This is a genomic window from Streptomyces xanthochromogenes, assembly GCF_014650455.1.
Lineage (GTDB): Bacteria > Actinomycetota > Actinomycetes > Streptomycetales > Streptomycetaceae > Streptomyces > Streptomyces xanthochromogenes.
The window spans coordinates 13,471-31,876 of record NZ_BMUZ01000016.1; the positions used below are offsets into that span (position 1 = coordinate 13,471).

General features: G+C 69.9%; 18 protein-coding genes. 6 read left to right on the forward strand and 12 right to left on the reverse strand.

Annotated elements, in window-relative coordinates; genetic code table 11:
• Nucleotides 1-624 precede the first annotated feature (624 nt).
• The 9 genes from IE267_RS33735 to dnaK all read right to left on the reverse strand — a co-directional run bounded on the left by IE267_RS33735 (nt 625) and on the right by dnaK (nt 10,132).
• Entirely contained in the window at nt 625-1,065 is a 441-nt protein-coding gene (locus tag IE267_RS33735) for a DUF1931 family protein (RefSeq protein ID WP_189765757.1), read from the reverse strand.
• Between the two features lie 46 nt (nt 1,066-1,111).
• Nucleotides 1,112-2,788: an FAD-dependent oxidoreductase gene (locus tag IE267_RS33740; protein WP_189765758.1), complete on the reverse strand. Its 1,677-nt coding sequence runs from the start codon at nt 2,786-2,788 to the stop codon at nt 1,112-1,114.
• 66 nt (nt 2,789-2,854) lie between these two features.
• Nucleotides 2,855-3,118, reverse strand: a complete 264-nt coding sequence (locus IE267_RS33745) for a UBP-type zinc finger domain-containing protein (protein ID WP_189765759.1) — start codon at nt 3,116-3,118, stop codon at nt 2,855-2,857.
• Nucleotides 3,118-3,648: a thioredoxin gene (gene trxA, locus IE267_RS33750; RefSeq protein WP_189765760.1), complete on the reverse strand. Its 531-nt coding sequence runs from the start codon at nt 3,646-3,648 to the stop codon at nt 3,118-3,120. Before trxA ends, IE267_RS33745 begins: the two co-directional genes overlap by 1 nt.
• On the reverse strand, nt 3,645-6,272 hold the full coding sequence (gene clpB, locus IE267_RS33755; protein ID WP_189765761.1) for an ATP-dependent chaperone ClpB: 2,628 nt from the start codon (nt 6,270-6,272) through the stop codon (nt 3,645-3,647). The genes trxA and clpB overlap by 4 nt, the downstream gene beginning before the upstream one ends.
• A complete protein-coding gene (locus IE267_RS33760; RefSeq protein ID WP_189765762.1) occupies nt 6,263-6,652 on the reverse strand; it encodes a chaperone modulator CbpM in 390 nt (129 codons plus the stop codon). Before IE267_RS33760 ends, clpB begins: the two co-directional genes overlap by 10 nt.
• Nucleotides 6,649-7,623 (reverse strand): DnaJ C-terminal domain-containing protein, encoded by a 975-nt coding sequence (locus tag IE267_RS33765; protein WP_189765763.1) that lies wholly within the window; start codon nt 7,621-7,623, stop codon nt 6,649-6,651. The genes IE267_RS33760 and IE267_RS33765 overlap by 4 nt, the downstream gene beginning before the upstream one ends.
• Before the next feature lie 10 nt (nt 7,624-7,633).
• Complete coding sequence (locus IE267_RS33770) at nt 7,634-8,209, reverse strand: nucleotide exchange factor GrpE (protein ID WP_189765764.1); 576 nt, start codon at nt 8,207-8,209, stop codon at nt 7,634-7,636.
• Nucleotides 8,210-8,218: 9 nt separating this feature from the next.
• Nucleotides 8,219-10,132 (reverse strand): molecular chaperone DnaK, encoded by a 1,914-nt coding sequence (dnaK, locus tag IE267_RS33775; RefSeq protein WP_189765765.1) that lies wholly within the window; start codon nt 10,130-10,132, stop codon nt 8,219-8,221.
• 328 nt (nt 10,133-10,460) lie between these two features.
• Here dnaK and IE267_RS33780 point away from each other — a divergent pair, with 328 nt between their 5' ends.
• Nucleotides 10,461-12,233 carry a PucR family transcriptional regulator gene (locus tag IE267_RS33780; protein WP_189765766.1) on the forward strand — a complete coding sequence of 591 codons (1,773 nt, stop codon included), beginning with the start codon at nt 10,461-10,463 and terminating at the stop codon, nt 12,231-12,233.
• A gap of 185 nt (nt 12,234-12,418) precedes the next feature.
• Here IE267_RS33780 and IE267_RS33785 read toward each other — a convergent pair whose 3' ends face one another.
• Nucleotides 12,419-12,634, reverse strand: coding sequence for a hypothetical protein (locus IE267_RS33785; protein WP_189765767.1), 216 nt, complete (start codon nt 12,632-12,634; stop codon nt 12,419-12,421).
• 508 nt (nt 12,635-13,142) lie between these two features.
• On the opposite strand from IE267_RS33785, the gene IE267_RS33790 reads away from it, so the two are divergent.
• The 4 genes from IE267_RS33790 to IE267_RS33805 are packed head-to-tail and all read left to right on the forward strand — an operon-like array spanning nt 13,143 to nt 14,776.
• A complete protein-coding gene (locus tag IE267_RS33790) occupies nt 13,143-14,072 on the forward strand; it encodes a hypothetical protein (protein ID WP_189765768.1) in 930 nt (309 codons plus the stop codon).
• A 23-nt stretch (nt 14,073-14,095) separates the two neighbouring features.
• A complete protein-coding gene (locus IE267_RS33795; RefSeq protein WP_189765769.1) occupies nt 14,096-14,356 on the forward strand; it encodes a hypothetical protein in 261 nt (86 codons plus the stop codon).
• 18 nt (nt 14,357-14,374) lie between these two features.
• Nucleotides 14,375-14,614, forward strand: a complete 240-nt coding sequence (locus IE267_RS33800; RefSeq protein ID WP_189765770.1) for a hypothetical protein — start codon at nt 14,375-14,377, stop codon at nt 14,612-14,614.
• Nucleotides 14,615-14,638: 24 nt separating this feature from the next.
• Complete coding sequence (locus tag IE267_RS33805) at nt 14,639-14,776, forward strand: hypothetical protein (protein WP_189765771.1); 138 nt, start codon at nt 14,639-14,641, stop codon at nt 14,774-14,776.
• 643 nt (nt 14,777-15,419) lie between these two features.
• On the opposite strand, the gene IE267_RS33810 is transcribed toward IE267_RS33805, so the two are convergent.
• Both IE267_RS33810 and IE267_RS33815 read right to left on the reverse strand, forming a co-directional pair.
• Nucleotides 15,420-16,094, reverse strand: a complete 675-nt coding sequence (locus tag IE267_RS33810) for a restriction endonuclease (protein WP_229861562.1) — start codon at nt 16,092-16,094, stop codon at nt 15,420-15,422.
• A gap of 62 nt (nt 16,095-16,156) precedes the next feature.
• Nucleotides 16,157-16,378, reverse strand: coding sequence for a hypothetical protein (locus tag IE267_RS33815; protein ID WP_189765772.1), 222 nt, complete (start codon nt 16,376-16,378; stop codon nt 16,157-16,159).
• Nucleotides 16,379-17,883: 1,505 nt separating this feature from the next.
• Here IE267_RS33815 and IE267_RS33820 point away from each other — a divergent pair.
• On the forward strand, nt 17,884-18,213 hold the full coding sequence (locus tag IE267_RS33820) for a hypothetical protein (RefSeq protein WP_189765773.1): 330 nt from the start codon (nt 17,884-17,886) through the stop codon (nt 18,211-18,213).
• Nucleotides 18,214-18,406: the final 193 nt, after the last annotated feature.

Below are 18,406 nucleotides of genomic sequence, written 5' to 3' on the forward strand. Positions count from 1 at the left end.
GGCGGCACTGACGGCAGTCAGGTAGCCGGATAGTGCCCGTGCGGTCGGGTGGCCGGGTCACATTGCCCGACCCGGCTACTCGACCACGCGGCTTTCGTCGGATCTACCGCTCAGCGCCTCCTGACGGTGCGTGCGCCTTCAGCGAGAAGCCGCTGAACATGCTCCGCCAGCAGAGCGGGCGCAAGGGTGGGGGTGACCGGAAGCCAGGTCACCGCGTCGAGCGTGGGGTCGCCGGCAGCGTCCAGAGGCGCACATCCCCAACCCTGGCGCCCCCCTCTCGTCCCCCAGAACACCAGGAGACCGTACGTCCAAGGCCCTGACCCCAGAGCCGGGTCACCCTCCGTCCAGTAGAGCGCTGTTCCCCCGGCCTCGTCCCACCGCTCTCCAGGCGCGATGCCCGCATCACCCAGGGCCTGAGCAGCAGCCGAAACGTACTCCCGGATCTCGGTCCAGATCATGGCTGCCGAGTCACCACTTCCCGCCGTCACAGGCTTCCGCCCCCTCACTTCACTATCGGTAAGTCAGGCTATTGGTACTTGCGGAATGGGATGTCTTGCTGATCGCCTCCGGTACGCGCGGGCGCCCGGCAGGGCCGGCGGAACCGCCGGTCTGGTGATGCCCCGCTCAGATCAGCAGGTCGAAGAGTTCGAAGGCCTCATCCCACTGATCCGTGGAGGGGCGGCGGGTGTCGCGGGCGATGGTTTTGAGGGCGCGGGCGAGGGCGACGCTGAGGCCGCCGGCCAGGTCGGGCAGCCGCTGTTGGGTGTCCTCGGCGGCCTCCATGCCGAGGGTCGGGCGGGCGGCGAGCTGGTCGAGCAGGGGGCGCAGTTCGATGCCCTCCTCCAGCTTGTCGAAGGCGTGGATGCTCTCCTGCAGGCCTTTGGTGACCGGGAGGTCCTGCGGCTCGATGATGTCCCGGCCGTTGGCCTTGGCATTGGCCGTGCCGATGAGGAAGAGGTCGTAGAGCTTGGCGTCCACGAAGTCGTTGTAGCGCTTGAGGTCGTTCTTGTGGACATCGAGGCCGGCGGCTGCGCGGAAGAAGCGCTCGAACTTGGGAATACCCATGACGGGCATGGCATGTTCCTTTCTTGCGTCGATGGACGAGCTGAGGTCATCTGATGGCGGGTGGTCTCACCTCCTCGAGGTGCTCGTGGGCCAGACGGACGGCCATGGCGCCCTCGCCCACTGCGGAGGCCACCCGCTTGACCGAGCCGCTGCGGACGTCGCCGACGGCGAAGACCCCCGGCAGGCCGGTCTCCAGGGCGAGTGGGGCGCGGCCCAGGGGTTTCCAGAGGTCCGCTGCCACATGGGCCACGTCCTGCCCGGTCGGAATGAACCCGCGCGGGTCCAGAGTGACGGCGCCCGCGAGCCAGGAGGTGGCAGGGCGCGCCCCGATGAAGACGAACAGGGCACGGGCCTCCAGCACCTGCTGCTCGCGGGTGCGGTTGTCCTGGACGACGACGGCTTCGACCCGGTCCTCGCCGGTGACCTCCTGGACCTCGGTGTGCAGCCGGACGCGGATCCGCGGGTTCTGCTCGATCCGGTCGATCAGATAGCGGGACATGTTGTGGCCCAGGTCTTCGCCGCGGACCAGCAGGTGCACGGCGGGCGACTCGCGCGCCAGGAACAGGGCTGCCTGGCCGGCAGAGTTGCCGCCGCCGACGACGGCCACTGTGTCAAGACGGCAGGTCCGCGCCTCCCAGAGGGTGGCGGCGTAGTGGACCCCGAGTCCTTCGAACCGCTCGACGCCGCGGGCGGGCAGCCGCCGGTAGCGTGCGCCGGTGGCGACCACCACGTTGTTGGCGGCGACCGTGCTGCCGTCGGCGAGCCGTACCACGTTGGCACCGTCGCGCTGTTCGAGGCCGGCGGCCTCGGCGGGTACGGTGATCCGGGCGCCGAACCGGGTGGCCTGCACGACGGCGCATTCGGCGAGCTCCATGCCGGAGATCCCCGCGGGGAAACCGAGGTAGTTCTCGATCCGGGAGGACGTGGCGGCCTGGCCGCCGGTCGCCACCGCGTCCAGGACGACGGTGGAGAGCCCCTCGGAGGCGCCGTACACTGCTGCGGCCAGGCCTCCGGGCCCCGCGCCGACCACCACGAGGTCGAGGACTGCCCTCGCGACGGTCTCGGTCCGCAGCCCGATCACCTGGGCGAGTTCGGCGTTGGAGGGATTGCGCAGCACCCGGTGCTCGTGCCAGACGACGATCGGAGTGTCTTCCGGAGCGATGCCGAGACGCGTCAGCAGCGCCTCAGCCTCGGGGTCCTTCTCCAGATCGGCCCAGCGGTGCGGGAGGCGGTTGCGGGCGGCGAAGTCCAGCAGCCGCCGGGTGTCGGGGGAGAAGGCGGAGCCGATGATACGGAAGCCCGTGCCCGCGCCAGCCAGCATCGTGCGGCGCAGCAGGTAGGCCCGCAGGATCACGTCGCCGAGCGCGGGTTCTCGGCTGAGCAGGTCGCGCAGGGCGGCCGAACCCACCGCGAGAACCTCGCCGGGCGTCCTCACCACCGCGCCGAGGAGGGCGGTCTGGCCCTCCAGGACGCCGAGTTCGCCGAGGAAGCTGCGCGCATCGTGCACGTGGACGACCTGCTCCCGGTCGCCGTGGCCTTCGACAACGGCCACCGTGCCGCTGAGGACCACGAAGAACTCCCCGCTGGGGTCGCCCGCCCGGAAGAGCTGCTCCCCCTCGCGGATCGGCCTCACCTGTCCGCACGGTCTCAGGATCGCGATCTGGTCGTCCGACAGCAGCGGATAGGCGCCGTAGACGTCGGCTGTCAGTGTGGGCGTCGGCACGATTCACTCCCTTCGGTGGAAACGCAGGAGCAGGCGGAAGGCGGCTGCGGGAAGCGGCGGTCGGGCTCAGACCATCGCCTCGTGCGCGAAGCACCACCGCCAGTCCTCGCCGGGTTCGAACGACCGGACGATCGGGTGCCCGTCGGTCGCTGCGTGAGCGCGGGCGTGCCGCATCGGCGAGGAGTCGCAGCAGCCGACGTGGCCGCAGGTCAGGCACAGGCGCAGGTGCAGCCACGGAGTCCCCGTGCGCAGGCAGTCCTCGCAGCCCTGCGGTGTTCTGGGCACCACGGGCCGGACCATGGACAGGTGCGGGTCGGCAAGGCTGGTCATCATGGCCTCCGGGAAGTGGGGTCGGCCGGTCCGTGGGACGCCGACAGTGACTCGTCCACCCAGCGGCGCAGCGCGTGGGCGGGCGCGGCCCCGGTCTGACGGGCGACGGGCCTGCCATGGTCGAGGATCAGCAAGGTGGGTACGGCTTGGACCTCGAACCGCCGTGCCAGGGCCGGGGACTTGTCGATGTCGACCTTCACGAGCTTGATCCGGCCGGCCAGCTCCTGGGTGACCTGTTCGAGGGCCGGGCTCACCATGCGGCAGGGACCGCACCAGGCGGCCCAGAGGTCGACCAGCACGGGCAGGCTCGCCTGCTCGGCGACCTCCCCGAAGTCGGTGTCGCCCGCTTCGGCGATCCACGGCAGCGGGGCCCGGCAGTTCCCGCAGCGCGGGCTGCCCTGCGCCGCGGCGGGTACCCGGTTGGTCCGGCCGCAGTTGGCGCAGGCGACCGTCCGCAGCGAGGCCCCGGCACCGTCGGTAGTGCCGTCAGGGCCCGGGCGGGCGGCGCGGCCTTGTGGAGAAGTACTCATGACGGCTCCTGCGGCTCGTCCTGGAGGGTGACGGTCAGTTCGGCGCCCGCGGCGTCGACCAGGATGGTCACGCCTTCGCGTGCCTCGCCGGCGAGCAACGCGCGGCCGATCCTGGTCTCGACCTCGTGGGCGATGAAGCGGCGCAGCGGCCGGGCGCCGTAGACCGGGTCGTAGCCCTCGGCCGCGATCAGCCGTCGGGCGTCCTCGGTGAGTACCAGGTCGATCCGCTGCTCGGCGAGGCGGTGGCGCAGGTCCTCCAGCAGCAGGTCCACGATGCGCTCGATCTGCGCGATGCCGAGCGGGTGGAAGAGCACGATGTCGTCCACCCGGTTGAGGAACTCGGGCCGGAAGTGGCCGTTGAGTTCGCCCATCACCAGGTCCCGCACCTCGGGCTTGATCTCGCCGGCCTGGGTGGCGTCCTGGAGCAGGTACTGGGAGCCCAGGTTCGAGGTCATGATGATGACGGTGTTGCGGAAGTCGACGGTACGGCCCTGCGAGTCGGTGATCCTGCCGTCGTCCAGCACCTGGAGCAGCGTGTTGAAGACGTCGGCGTGAGCCTTCTCGATCTCGTCGAACAGGACGACCGAGTACGGCTTGCGACGCACCGCCTCGGTGAGCTGACCGCCTTCCTCGTAGCCCACGTATCCCGGGGGCGCGCCGACCAGGCGGCTGACGGTGTGCCGTTCCTGGTACTCGCTCATGTCGAGGCGGATCATGTTGCTCTCACTATCGAACAACGCGGCGGCCAGGGTCTTGGCCAGCTCGGTCTTCCCGACGCCGGTCGGGCCGAGGAAGATGAACGAGCCGATCGGCCTGCGCGGGTCGCGTACCCCGGAGCGGGCCCGGATCACCGCGTCGGCGACGAGTTGGACGGCCTCGTCCTGACCCACGACCCGCTCGCGCAGGATCTCGTCCAACTTGAGCAGCTTCTGCCGCTCGCCCTCCTGGAGCCGGGTGACGGGGATGCCGGTCCACGCGGAGACGATCTCAGCGATCTCCTCGGCGGTCACCACCTCGCGCAGCAGCCGACTCTCGCCCTGCTTGTTGGCGAGCCGCTCCTCCTCGGCGGCCAGCCGGCGCTCCAGTTCGCTGACGGTTCCGTAGCGCAGTTGGGCGGCCCGGTTGAGATCGTAGTCGCGTTCGGCCTGCTCGGCCTCCTGCCGGGCGCGTTCCAGCTCCTGGCGCAGTTCCTGAACCTTGCGGATGGCCTGGCGCTCGGCCTCCCACTGGGCGTGCTTGGCGTCCACCTCGCCCCGCAGGTCGGCCAGTTCACGCCGCAGGTCGGCCAGGCGGGCGCGGCTGGCCGGGTCGGTTTCCTGGTCCAGCGCGGCCTCCTCGATCTCCAGCCGGGTGGCCCGGCGGGTGAGTTCGTCGAGTTCGGCGGGCATGGAGTCGATCTCGGTCCGCAGCCGTGCGCAGGCCTCGTCGACCAGGTCGATGGCCTTGTCAGGGAGGAAGCGGTCGCTGATGTAGCGGTGGCTGAGAGTGGCGGCGGCGACCAGCGCGCCGTCCTGGATCTTGACGCCGTGGAAGATCTCCAGTCGCTCCCGGATACCGCGCAGGATGGAGATCGCGTCCTCGACGGTCGGCTCGTCCACCAGGACGGTCTGGAAGCGGCGTTCCAGCGCCGCGTCGGACTCGATGTGCTTGCGGTACTCGTCCAGCGTGGTGGCGCCGACCATGTGCAGCTCGCCGCGCGCCAGCATCGGCTTGAGCATGTTGCCCGCGTCCATCGCGCCCTCGGCGGCGCCGGCTCCGACGACGGTGTGCAGCTCGTCCACGAACAGCAGGATCCGGCCCTCGGCTCCCTTGACCTCGGACAGCACGGCCTTGAGGCGCTCCTCGAACTCGCCGCGGTACTTCGCCCCGGCCACCAGCGAGCCCATGTCGAGGGAGAACACCGTCTTGTCCCGCAGCCCTTCCGGCACGTCGCCGCGCACGATCCGCTGGGCCAGGCCCTCAACGATGGCGGTCTTGCCGACGCCCGGTTCGCCGATCAGCACCGGGTTGTTCTTGCTCTTGCGGCTGAGGATCTGGATCACCCGCCTGATCTCCGCGTCACGCCCGATCACCGGGTCGAGGCGACCGCTGCGGGCCTCGACAACAAGGTCGCGCCCGTACTTCTCGAGGGCCTCGTACGCTTCCTCGGGATTGGCGGAGGTGACCCGTTGGTTCCCGCGCACCGTGGTGAGGGCGGTGAGGAAGGAATCCTTGGTGACGCCCTGTTCGGCGAGCCGCCGGCCGGCACTGGTGGTCGAACCCTCGTCCACCAGGGCCAGCACCAGGTGCTCGGTGGAGACGTACTCGTCCTTGAGCCGCTTGGCCTCCTGCTCCGCGGTGTCGAGCAGCCGGGCCAGCCGCTGGGTCACCGTCACTCGGCCGGGGGTGGCGCCCGGACCGGTCGTGCGCGGGCGCTTGGCGAGATCGGCCTCGACGGCGGCCCGCAGGGCTGCCGGGTCTGCGCCGGCACCGGTCAGCAGACGGGTGGTCAGGCCGTCCTGCTGATCGAGCAGGGCCAGCAGCAGATGCTCCCCGTCGACGTCGGTCTGGCCCAGACGTACCGCGACGTTCTGCGCTTCCTGCAGCGCTTCCTGGGACTTCTGGGTGAGGCGGTTCATGTCCATGGTGTCTGCTCCTTGGCGGCTTGTTCGCTGCGCCGCAGTGCGATTTCCAGGCGTTCGATGCGGTCGAGCAGGTCCAGGACGACGCCGATGGCCGCGTAGTTGAGGCCCAGTCCGGTCCGCAGCCGCTGCACCCGGGCGATGGCCGCCGGCGCGCTCGGCCGGAACCACAGCCGGCCCCGGGCATCACGCTCGGCATCCACCAGCCCGAGGGCGACGAAGCGGCCGACGAGTTCGGGCGGCAGCCCGCACCTGCCGGCCACGTTGGCGAGGGGGAGCTGATAGGGGCCGGGGCTGATCCGGTACACCCGGACCAGGGAATAGGCAGCCCTGGTGCCGGGCTGTCCGGTGCCTTCGGCGAAAGGACGCTGTTCGGCTCTCATGTCTGCTTCCTCGGGTCGAAGGAGGAGACAGCGGCCAGTTCCTCGAACAGCTCGCGCTCCCGCGGGCTGGGCGAGGGCGGCACCATCACCTGGATTTCGGCGTAGAGGTGGCCGGGGGAACCCTTGGGGTCCGGCATCCCCTCGTTGCGCAGCCGGAGCCTGCGGCCGGTGGAGGTACCGGGTGGCACATGCACCTTGACCGTCCCGCCCGGACCGGAGACCGGCACCGTCGCCCCCAGCGCGGCTTCCCAGGCGGTGACCGGCAGTTGGACGTGGATGTCGCGCCCGACGAGCCGATAGCGGGGATGGGGGGCGATGCGGACCACCAGGTAGAGGTCCCCGGCGGAACCCGGGCCGCGGCCTCGGCCGCCCTCTCCCGCGAGCCGAATGCGCTGCCCGTCGACGATGCCGGCCGGAATGGTGACGTCGTAGCTGCGTTCGCCGCCGGGACCACCGAGGGTGATCTTCCGCCGGCCGCCGCGGTACGCCTCCTCCACGCTGAGCGTGAGTTCGGCCTCCTGGTCCGCGCCGGGGATGGGGCCGCCCCGTCCGGCGCCCCCCATCCGGCCGCCGAACACACCTCCGAAGAGATCTTCGAAGTCCACGCCGGAGCCGCCGAAGCCGGTCTCCGTCCAGGCCCGGGCGCCTGCCCGGTCGGCGCCTCGGGTGCCTCCGAAGGGACTGCCGCGGTACGCGCCGGCTCCGCCGAAGCCCCGGCCGGCCGCGACACGCTCGTCGTAGTCCTCCGGAATCTGCCGGAAGTCGGGGCCGAACCGGTCGTAGCGGGACCGGGTGTCAGGGTCGGACAGCACGCTGTACGCCTCGTTGATCTGCTTGAAGCGCTCCTCCGCGGCCGGATCACGGTTGACGTCCGGGTGGTAGCGGCGGGCCAGGGTACGGAACGCCTGCTGGATCTCGGCGGCGTCGGCGGTGCGGGGGACGCCCAGCACCTCGTAGTAGTCGTCTGCCATGGCGGCGGCCTCACTCCTGCTTGCGGCTGACCGCTACCGCGGCCGGCCGCAGCTGGCGGCCGGACCCGCCGTACCCGGGCCGCAGCACCTGGACGACGGTGCCCGCAGGGGTGTCCGGTTCATCCACCACGGACACCACCTCGTGCTGCTCGGGATCGAAGGGGACGCCGGTCTCGTCGTAGCGGGGGTAGCCGAGGCTTCGCAGCACCTCGACGGCCTGGTCGCGTACCGCCCGGACTCCGCTGACGATCGTGCCGGGGTCGTCTGCGCCCGCGTGGGCGAGGGCCAGTTCGAGGTTGTCGACGACCGGGAGGAACGCCGCGGCCACCTTGGCCCGCTCAGCCTCCCGTTCCCGGGGAAGCTCACGGGCGTAACGCTTGCGGAGGTTGTCGAGGTCGGCGAGGGCTCGCCGCCACCGATCCTCCAGCTCCTCGACCTCGGGGCGGCGGGGCGGCTGCTGCTCCTGCACCGCGACTTCGGGGGCCCGTGGGCCCGTCTGCGGTGCGGGCATCCGCTCGGGCGACGCCTGCTCGGGCTCGGGAGGCGAGCGGTCCTCGGCGGGACGCGTCTGTTTCTGATCGGACATGTCGCCGCCTCAGCTCCGGTCGAACTCGGCGTCGATGACGTCGTCGTCGCCCCTCGGCGAGCCGCCCTCGGGACCCTGGCCGGGCGCCGCCGCGCCGGGCTGGGCGCCGCCCCCGGCTCCGCCCGGTCCGGCGGCGTGGGCGGCCAGCGCCGCGTAGATCTGCTGGAGTTCGGAGGCCAGGCTCCGGGACCGTTCCGCCGGCGCCTCCTCCTTGACAGCGGAACGGGCCTCGTCGATGAGCAGTCGGGCGCGGGCCCGCTCGTGCTCCGGAGCGGCGTCGCCCAGGTCGTCCAACCGGCGCTCCACCTGGTACGCGGCGGCGTCGAGCTCATTGCGGGCGTCGATGGCCTCGCGCAGGGCCAGGTCGCTGGTGCGGTTGCTCTCGGCCTCGTTGATCATCCGCTCGACCTCGGAGGGGTCGAGGTTGGAGCCCTCACTGATGGTGATCGACTGCTCGGCGCCGGTATCCCGGTCCTCGGCGCTGACCTTGAGGATGCCGTTGGCGTCGATGTCGAAGGTGACCTCGATCTGGGTCTCCCCACGCCGGGCCGGCCGCAGGTTCTCCAACCGGAAGCGGCCCAGCACCCGGTTGTCGGCGGCCAGCTCGCGTTCGCCCTGGAGCACGACGATGTCCACGGCCGGCTGGTTGTCCTCGGCCGTCGAGAAGGTCTCGGACCGGCGGGCGGGGATGGTGGTGTTCCTCTCGATGATCTTGGTCATCACGCCACCGGCCGTCTCCACGCCCAGCGACAGCGGGGTGACGTCCAGCAGCAGGACGTCCTTGACCTCACCCTTGAGCACGCCGGCCTGGACAGCGGCGCCCAGCGCCACGACCTCGTCTGGGTTGACGCTCATGTTCGGGTCCTTGCCGCCGGTCAGCCGGCGGACCAGGTTCTGCACGGCCGGGATGCGGGTCGAGCCGCCGACGAGGATGACCTCGTCGATGTCGTTGTCGGTGACCTTGGCGTCGCCCATCGCAGTCCTGACCGGCTCGAGGCAGCGCTCCACCAGGTCCGAGGTGATCTGCTCGAACGTGGAGCGGCGGACCGTTTCGGTGAGGTGCTTAGGCCCGGAGGCGTCCGCCGTGATGAACGGCAGGCTCACCTGGGTCTGGGTGACCGAACTCAGCTCGGTCTTCGCCTTCTCCGCCGCCTCGAACAGCCGCTGCAGAGCCTGCGGGTCCTTGCGCAGGTCGATGCCCTCGGCCTTCTGGAAGCCGTCCGCCAAGTGGTCCACCAGACGGCGGTCGAAATCGTCGCCACCCAGGTGGGAGTCGCCCGCCGTGGCACGGACCTCCACCACACCGTCGCCGACGTCCAGCAGGCTGACGTCGAACGTGCCGCCGCCGAGGTCGAAGACCATGACCGTCTCGTGGCCCTTCTTATCCAGCCCGTAGGCCAGCGCCGCGGCGGTCGGCTCGTTGATGATCCGCAGCACCTCGAGGCCCGCGATCCTCCCGGCGTCCTTGGTGGCCTGGCGCTGGGCGTCGTTGAAGTAGGCAGGTACGGTGATGACCGCCTCGGTCACCTTCTCGCCGAGCGACTTCCCGGCGTCGTCGGCGAGCTTGCGCAGCACCTGCGCGCTGATCTCCTCCGGCGCGTACTGCTTTCCCCTCACCTCGAAGCGGGCCACCCCGCCGGGCCCTTCGACGACGTCGAAGGAGACCGCCTTGGCCTCGTCGGAGATCTCGTCGTAGCGACGTCCGATGAACCGCTTCGCGGAGGTGATGGTGCCCTTGGGGTTGAGGATCGACTGCCGACGCGCGAGCTGTCCGACCAGCCGCTGGCCGTCATCGGAGAAGGCGACCACCGACGGGGTCGTCCTGGCCCCCTCCGCATTCGGCACGACCGAGGGCTCACCGCCCTCCCAGACCGCGATGACCGAGTTGGTGGTGCCGAGATCGATGCCAACTGCCTTCGCCATGGGACTCTCCTCCGTCGCGACGCGGGACCGGTCGGCGGGCAGCCAGGCGAACGGACGGCTCACCACACCTGGTAGCAGCCTCGCGCGGTACGCGGAACACTTCCTCGCCTCGGCAAGACCAATCCGCGCTGCGGTTCCTGTCCCCGAGGACAGGGACCGGATGTCGTGGGAACGCGTGTCGAGCGGCGTAGCGTGTACGTAGGGAGGCCGCCATCGAGCCGCGAATGGACCTGCTATGGACGCTGTGCCTTCTCCGACCGCTGGTCCCCTCCGCCCCGTCCCGCGGCCAGCGGCAGCGCAACACGCACTGCTACGCCTGGTGACGGTGATGCTCGACGGTGAGGACGAACGCGAGGTGCTGTGGGGGGGCATGGCGGCGATCGCCGCCACCGGCCCTTTCACCGCCGAAGCGGCCTATGCCGTCCACGACGGTCTGGCGCGGCGCTGCCCACCACTCCGGGCGGCTTCCACCGCGGTCGCCCGGCCCGGGGATGCGGCGCGGGAACCCGAGGCGGGCCCAACCGGCGGAGCCCCGGGTGTAGCAGCCGCTGCCGACGTGGTGGCCGCCGACCTGCTCGACCGGCGGATCGACTCCCTGGACGGCCGCAGCCACCACCTGCACAAGCCGGGCGGACCGTGGGCGTGGGCCATCGCACTGCGGTACCGGGAAACCTGCCTCGGCTATCTCGTCGTCCGGTCCTTGACCACACCCTCGGCTGAAGAGACCGCTCTGACCGATCTGCTCGCGCGGCAGACCGGGACAGTCCTCGCGCGCCTCACCGGGCACCGGGGCGAGCCAGCCGCCGGGTCCGGGGACATATCGGTGAGCGGGGACCTGTCCGACACCGGGAACCTGCCGGAGCCCGAGGACGGCTCACCCACCGTGGCCCTCGGCAGGAGAACTGCCTCCGCCCTGGCCTCGCGGCTCGCCACCTATGAGGCGCTCTCCCGCGCCGCCGTCTCCGGCAGAGGCGAGGCGGGAATCCTCCAGGCCCTGCACGAGCACACAGGATTCGCGGCCCTCACCGAGGACCGCTTCGGCCACCCTCGGGCCTGGGCAGGTCACTGCGCGGGCGGCCCCCAGAGCGGAGTCGGCAGCGGAACCCGCCCCGAGTCGGAAAACCGGCGCCGGGACGCCCTGATGCACCGCGCGCGGCGCCAGCCCGGCGCCGCTCGGGACCGTGACCGGCTGGTCATGCCCATCGAGATGGCGGGAGACCCGCTCGGCGTCATCGTGCTGGAGGACCCGGACCAGCGGGCGACGGAAGCAGACACATCGGCGCTCGAACACGCCGCTCGGGTGCTGGCTCCCCTTCTCTTCCACGAGCGCAGACTGGCTGAGCTAGAGCCCCACCTGCGCCGTGACCTGGTCGACCGGCTGGTCTCAGGTGAGGGGACCAAGGACGCCTTCACGCAGGCAGCAGCCCTGGGCCACGACCTGCACCGGCCGCACAAAGTCGCCGTGCTCGAGTGGCCGGGGGCACCCGAGGGGGCTGCGCTCTGCGATGCGGTGACACGGGCGACGGAACGGTTGCGCCGGGACGTGCTCGTCGGCTTTCGTGGCGCGACAGCCGTCGTCCTGATGACCGGTGAGGACCCGCGTCATCCGGGAGACGAACTGTACAAGGCCGTCTCAGAGGACCTGGGCACCAGCGCAGGCGCGATCGGGGTCGGCGGCCAGTGCTATGTCCTCGCCGATCTGCCGCACTCCTACGACGAGGCCGTCCGGGCCCTCGCCGTCCGCCGCCGTTCCCAGGACCCATACGGCAGCACCGCCTTCGACGAGCTGGGCCTGTGCCGCATGATGGGCACCGGCGAAGGCGAGCGGGAAGCCGACCTCTTCGTCCACGTATGGCTGGGTCGGCTGCTGGACTACGACGCCCAGCACCACACCGAGCTGGTCATGACACTTTCGCGCTACTTGGAGAGCGGCTGCAGCTACGACGCGACCTCTGAGATGCTCCTCATCCACCGCAGCACGGTCCGCTACCGCCTCCAGCGCATCGGCGAGATCACCGGCCACGACCTCGGCGTCGTGGAGACACGCCTCAATCTGCACATTGCCACCCGCATCCGCAACGTGCTCGACCCGCCGCGTTGAGTCGCGGGCGAGCCCCGTGGTGGTCACTTTGGGTGACGCTCCTGCGGGCAGCCGTTCCGTCCCCCGTCAGACTGCCTCCGGGCGAGCGCCGCGCGGTGGTGGCCCCGCCCTCCAGTCGAGGACCTGCCACAGATCGGTTGACGCGGCTCCCGGCCTCCCGCAGGTCCACAGGTCCAGACGCGAACTCATCGGTACGAACCCTCGGTTGTCTTCCGGTGGGAGAGTTCAGCAGCGTAGGCGGCGCGCGTGGATGCCGACTCCTTGGCCCACTTCTCAGCTGCGGAGATGTGAACTCCGAGCAAGCGGCTGAGCACCACTGCGGGGAGCTCGGCCGAGAGCTCCATCAGGGCGGCATTGCGGCTGGGTCGAGCCCGGATGCCCATGGCGGTGAGCTTGCGCATGAGTTGACGGCTGCTGATCGGCTGTCCGCCAGCCTTCCCCGGGAAGAGCCAAGGGTGATCGTCACTGCGTCCGAGCGCCGAGTAGCCGTACCGGTGCTCGACGAGCTCCAAAACCAGGGCATCCAGGGGCGGCGGCAGGACGGTGGGGTGCGAGCCGAGTGGAGGAACTCCTGGTCACCGCCCCGTTCCAGGTCCGGGACAAGCAGGTTCCGCACTTCGAACGGACGTGGGCCGCCCACCGCGACAACCGGTCATGACGGTTGCGCGTCGCGCCGGCGAGATTGACAGCCACCCACCAAGAGCGCAATATTAATTACGCACATTAAGCGGCAAGAGCGGTGGCCGGCGGAAGGCACCCTCTATACGAGGGTGTCGCCCCAGGGCGGCAACCCCGACCGAACGTCCCGCCGACCACCTTCACCAACTCAACTCACCCGTCGGCGCGTGAGCGCCGAGGGCTCAGAGGAGCAGGCCTCAGTATATGGGGCTCGCCCCGGACGGAGACTGCATGTCCAAGGCCCTGAACCCGCAGCGGCGCGTCGTTGGCAGCCGTGCCGTGGTCAACCGCGACTGGATCCGCGAGTTCACCGGCGCCAGCGTCGGCACTGCGGCCCGCTGGTACAAGGTGCGCGACGAGCAGCCCCAGGAGCACCGTCATCCCGAGAAGGAGCGCATCGACGGGTCCGACTTCTACGACGAGCGCCAGTTTCGCGACTTCTACAGCTGGTTCCAGCAGGAGAAGGCGGACAAGGTCCTCAAGGCCGCTCCCGAGCTGCACCAGGCCGACCCGGAGGACGTCGTCTCCATCAACACGGCCGCGACGTGGCTGGGTTTCTCCGGGCCTTCGGCGATCCGCAAGTACCTGAGGGACAACCCCGACTACTTCCCCAAGCCCCTCGCCGAGCCGGTCCAGGGGCCGACCGGCCGCATGATCCCCGCCTTCCGCGTCGGCGACCTGCAGGACTTCGACTCGAAGCGCACCGGGGACAAGCTCGGCAAAGCCGGCCGCCGTCCCGGACCCCAGTCCGGCGCGGCCGTCGGCCGCCCCTCTGCCCTGGAAGAGGCCCTCGCGGGCGCACTGAGGGCCCACGCCGGCGACGAGCCGCTCACGGCCACGCAGCTCGCCGGGCAGTACGCCGCCGAGGCTATCGACCGCAACGGCTACCACCCGGGACTGGCCGCGGAACTCAGCACGCGGTACGGCGGCCCGCAGCGATCCTGGGAGTACGTCGTACGCACCACCCTCGCCCACCGCCCCGCCACCGCGCCTACCCGGTCGGAAGCCGACCGCAGGCAGGCCATCGCCCTGGCCGCCCTGCGCGAGCACGGCGACATCCGCGGCCTCGCCGCCTCCCTCGCCCGCGAGCACGGAGGCAGCCCCGACGTCTGGTCGCGGGCCGTGAGCACGGCACGCAAGGCAGCCGACTCCACCGCCTGATCCCGACGCCGAAGGAGGCCCAGATGCCCAGCTACCAGCTTCGCGACACCACCACCCGCCAGCTCCTCGCCCGTGACCTGGCCAACTACGCCGCAGCCGAGGCCGCCCTGGACCGCCTCGACGACGAACTCGAACACGCCCTCGCAGCCAACCGCGAAGGCTCCGGGCGTATCCGGCTGCGCCTCGACGTCGAGAAGGTCACCGACGGCCTCACCGAGTCCGTCGGACACCACGTGCTCCTCCTCGGCCTCAGCGACCACACCGACCCGCTCCCCGCGCTGTAACAGCATGGGAACCCCCCGATGCATCGCCCCACCATCGGCACGGCACAAGCGACCGCATCCGACAGACCAGTCACCAACCACACCAGTCACGCGGCCAATACCAAGCATCTGTATGTCACCCGCACCGACCCCGACCCGGGAGCATGGACCCTCACCCACGCCGCCCCAACCCCCGTACGGCACGACGAGTTCAGCCAGATCACGCTGCGCAAGCAGACAGAGTGGCAAAGCCCGACCTTGCCGCATGAGGCCATCTGAGTGGTGCGCGAGGCGGCTGCCAAGATGGAAAAGCATCACGGACCGCGCTCGGTGACGACGAATCTGGGTCTTTACCAGGAGTCGAGACACATTCACTGGCAAGTCACCCACCGGGGCGAGAGCGAGGCGGCCATCTCCGACACGTACGGCAACCACGATTGACTCTGCACTACCGCGGTCCGCTAGCGTCTACAGCAGTTCAACTGACCTACCGCCAGGAGCCGTTAGCTGCCGCGGAAATCGGCAATGACAGGGCGGTAACGGCCCGCGCCTCCGGCGGGGCCCGCCAGGCAACGAGCCAATTCGTCGAGAAGCCGAGCGACGAGGACATGGCCAACCCGGCGAGCCGTCACGCGATCGTGAACCGGGTCTACGCCCCCGCCAAGATCTGCACGACGCAGGACAAGCTCGATGAGGGGTACCGCCTCGCGAACCGCGCGATGGGCCTGGACCAGGACGGTCCCCCCCGGCCGGCGAGCACTTCGAGAGCCGCACCATGGTCGCGGGAACGATCCTGAAGAACTACCGCGACACCGACGCGACCATATCCGTGTGGAACTGCGCCACGGTGCACCGGACTGGGCCGAACCGATAGACCAGACCAAGTGCTACACGACCACGCTGAAGCTGACATGGCTGGGCAGCGGGCAGGAGTGGAGGCTGGAGTCCTTCAGCGAGGAGCCCGGCCCGACCCCGTCACCAGGTCAGGCGCCGCCCCTGCAACCAGCGGGCTGACTCCCCGCCGCGCCAGTCAAGGAAGGCCCCTACTCGGCAGGGGGCCTTCCTCGACGACCGTGTCCGGCGGTCAGGACATGGCGGACGGGCGCCGCGGTGGCGGCAGTAAGCGCAACAGCTCCCATATCGGCCGACCGCCTGCCGCCCACTCGCCCAGCACGCGGCGGTCCACCAGATAGATGTGCTGGGAGCGGGCCAAAGGCGCGCACTTCGAGGAGAACCGACCGTTGGTCACCAGGACCACGACATCGGCGCCGTGCAGCTGCCGGGCCGTTCCGTTGAGCACGTGAAGGTCCGGGGTCCCTACAGCACTGCCCCGGTCCCCGTCGCGGCGGTGCTTGCACTGGATCACCCAGCGCCGCCCCGCTGGGTCGGTGGCCTTGACGTCCGCACCGTTGTCTCCGGCCCCGCCCACTTGCCGGGCATCAGTGCAGCCGTCCCGGCGCATCAGGTCCCGCACCGCGTGCTCGAACTCCCGGTGATGCAGGGCGTCCAGCTGTGGCATGGCATAGCGCAGGCCCTGGGCCCGCACCTGCTCCCACTGTGCACGCTGGCCTCGCTGGTAAAGCCAGGCCCCGCCCGCGGCCACGGCCGTGACCAGGCCGATGACGACGACCCACCAGTGGGCGGCCAGCCACCGCAGCACCACCAGGGCCAGACCCAGCGCCGCCGCCGTGACGAGAACGAATACGAGCAGCTGCGCGTCCCGACGCTGCTGGCGTCGCGATGACCGGCGCCCGCGCACCGGGGTGCGGCGCCGAACAGGGCGCCGTGCCGGAGGCCGCCCTCGGGCGGCCGGGCGCCGGCTCACCAGGCCCTGCCCGTGTCCCACGGGACCGGATAGGTCACGGCCCGCTGCGGCTTCTGGGCTTCCTGCTGCAGCTTGTCCCAGGCGGGCCACTTGATCGGATACACGGCAGCCTGCTCGGAGCCGTGCGAGGACCCCGCTCCGGATGAAGCACCGGCACCGGGCACCGCCGTATCCGGACCGGTATGCGTGCCGAATCCGACGATCAACAGCACGGCCACCAGCAGCAGGAGACCGCCCCCCGCGGTTCCCGCAAGATCCGGTAATCGCCGGACGTGCCCTCGAACCTCCGTACCGTCCGCTTTCACGTACGGCCTCACCCACGTCGTCCTCATGGGCCCTACCCCTTCAAGGCTGGTGCGCTCCCTGCGCAACCAACCATGCAAGCAGGCTCCACTGACAACGCGTCAGAGGACGATCACCTTTAGTGATCTTGAGTGGCTCTGGATGACCGGACGATCACGTGTCGTAGAGGTGTGGAGGGTTCATCGCTGTCGGCGGCGTCGGGTACTCTTCCGCCGCTACACGAGCTGATGACCATTTCGAGATGTGGATCCCCGGCAAACCAGACAATTTAAGATGCGTTCTGGTGTACACCACGTCACCGTGGAGATGTGATCTAAGTCACATTCACATGAGAACTTGGAGGCCAGCGCACGTCAAAGCGGGACGATCCTTGACGCCATGTCTGATCGACATGTGATCGGGTGTCGCGAAGTCCGCTTCGCACGAGGCAAGATGGTGGGGAAGAAGGCAATCGGTCATATGCGGCACTTCGCATTTTCCAGACTGTCTTCCATGACACGTAAAACATACCGAAGGCCCCATCCTCCGTAGCCGGCAAGCAGTGGTGGATGAGGCCCTCATTGGGTAAAGCGTGCAGCGTGGGCCCCGACCCTTAGGTCGGGGCTCTTCACGTTTTAGCCCAGAAGGTCCCACACGATCTTGTAGATCGAGTAGATCGGTCCGAGCCAGCGGAACCAGTTGTAGAGCCGGTCCGCCTTCCGCGTGGTGCTGCTTCCCTCTGACTGGGAGGTCATCGGGGCCACCCCTTTCTAGGACCCCACGTTCGTGAGCCCTGCAGGCGACCACGACGCGGCGCGGACCCCAGGAGGAGCGGATAACCCCACACAGTACCGGGCGTCCGCAGTCAACACGGGCCGCCCAACTCCCCCTGGGGATAGGCGATACGGGGCACTGCGTGCCACGAGGCGCGGCGAGAGGGGACCCTCCGGGGTAACTCGCTTGCCTGCTTGTGCTCTTAGCTGCGGAGATCCTTGACGGTACGTACGGAACTCGGTGCCAGTTCCCCAACTGGGAGTCGTGCAGATCACATTGCGGACGCCACATTTGATGGCACGGCGGGCCTGCAGCGACCACGTTGAAGGAAGCTGCGGAACCGAATGGCCTGGACTTCTTTGCCGGTGACGAAGGGTCACGCATCGTCTGCAGGGACACCGTGTCGGACACCGTGCACGACCGACCGTCAGCGGCGTCTCAGGCGCCCCATGGACACAGGCCATTCCCGTTCCGTGGGGCGGAGCACCTTGCGGCACCCCACGGTGAAGTTGTCGAGCATCTCCTCCACGTCCGCTTGATCTCTCACGGCATACCGCGACTGACTCGCGAGCAGGTCGTTACGGTTGCGGCCGCCGGCGACGTCCGAAGTCCAGTCGCGAAGCCGTCCGGACAGAATCTCGATGGCCTTTGCCGCAGACTCTGCTCTGTGTGCGACGTCGTACGGGCCCTCGACCGCTACGGCGCCGATGGCCCGCGCCACCGCGTCACGCTGCTCGTCGACGACCTGGAGCCGGGCCCGCGCTGCGACCGGGTCGAAGTCATCGTTCATGAACGCATCCAGGAGTGCGGCTATAGCGTCCCGCCGAGCGAGAAGAACCGTGGCGCACACGCTGTACGCCTGCCGCCGCGCCTTCTGCTCCTCCGTATGCGCCTGCGCCCGGCTGCTGATCCGGGCTGCGCCCAGTACTCCAGCCGCTCCGGCGGCAGCGCCAAGAAGCGTCCCGCCAATACCAGCCAGGCCAAGCAATGTCGTTGAGTCCACGAAGGCATTGTCAGGGGGCGCCCAGACTCCGTAATCCTCCGTGGCCAGGCCGTGCGCGACTGCAGGTGATCCGTGCAGGGAAATGCGTCAGCGGCGAGGAGAGGGGAGGCGGCCGCTCCGCATCGTCGTCCGCCCGGCCGGAGTCTGGCCGCTCGCCGTACTCTCGCCCTCCCATGATGGGTGCGTA